Source organism: Microbacterium sp. 2MCAF23 (assembly GCF_052115565.1).
In the GTDB taxonomy this organism is placed as follows: domain Bacteria; phylum Actinomycetota; class Actinomycetes; order Actinomycetales; family Microbacteriaceae; genus Microbacterium.
Window position 1 is genome coordinate 1 of record NZ_JBFRGY010000026.1, and the last position, 678, is coordinate 678.

Consider the following 678-nt stretch of genomic DNA (forward strand, 5'->3'; position numbering starts at 1 on the left):
GACCCGGAACGGGCAGCGTCCGTGAAGACCGCGATCGAAGGATACGTGTCCGCGCAGTTCGCCGCCCGCCGCGACCGCGACCCGGCCCTCGCGGACGCGGACCGGCGCACCGTCGGACAGATCCAGGCCGACGCGCTCGCGCACTTCGCCGAGCACGCGTTGACCTGTCTGCGGAACAAGAGCCTGAACGGGGCGACCGTGATCGTCCGCGTCAACGCCACCGACCTCGCGAACAGCACCGGATACGGGCTCATCGACGGGCTCGACCAGCCCATCAGCATCCACACCGTCCGCCGCATCGCCGGCAGCGGCATCGTGCAGGACTGGCTCTGCGGACGAGACGGGGAGATCCTGCACTGGGGCCGCAAGAAACGACTGTTCACCGAAGCCCAGAAACTCGCTCTCCGGGAACGCGACGGCGGCTGCGCGTTCTGCGGACTCCCACCCGGAATGACCAAAGCCCACCACCTGAAGTGGTGGAAACGCGACCACGGCACCACCGACCTGAACAACGGTGTACTGCTGTGCGAGACCTGCCACCACCTCATCCACGACAACCACTGGGGCATCCGCATCGACGGCACCGGCACCCGCGCCAACGTCTGGTTCCTGCCCCCACCCGGCATCGGCGGACCACCCCGCCTCGGAGGACGCGCCCGCACCGAACACCTCGCCTGA

At 68.7% G+C, this 678-nt stretch carries 1 protein-coding gene; it reads left to right on the forward strand.

The annotated features are described in order from the left end of the window. A partial coding sequence (locus AB4078_RS18670) for a DUF222 domain-containing protein (protein ID WP_441978380.1) occupies positions 1-678 on the forward strand: 678 nt, incomplete at its 5' end.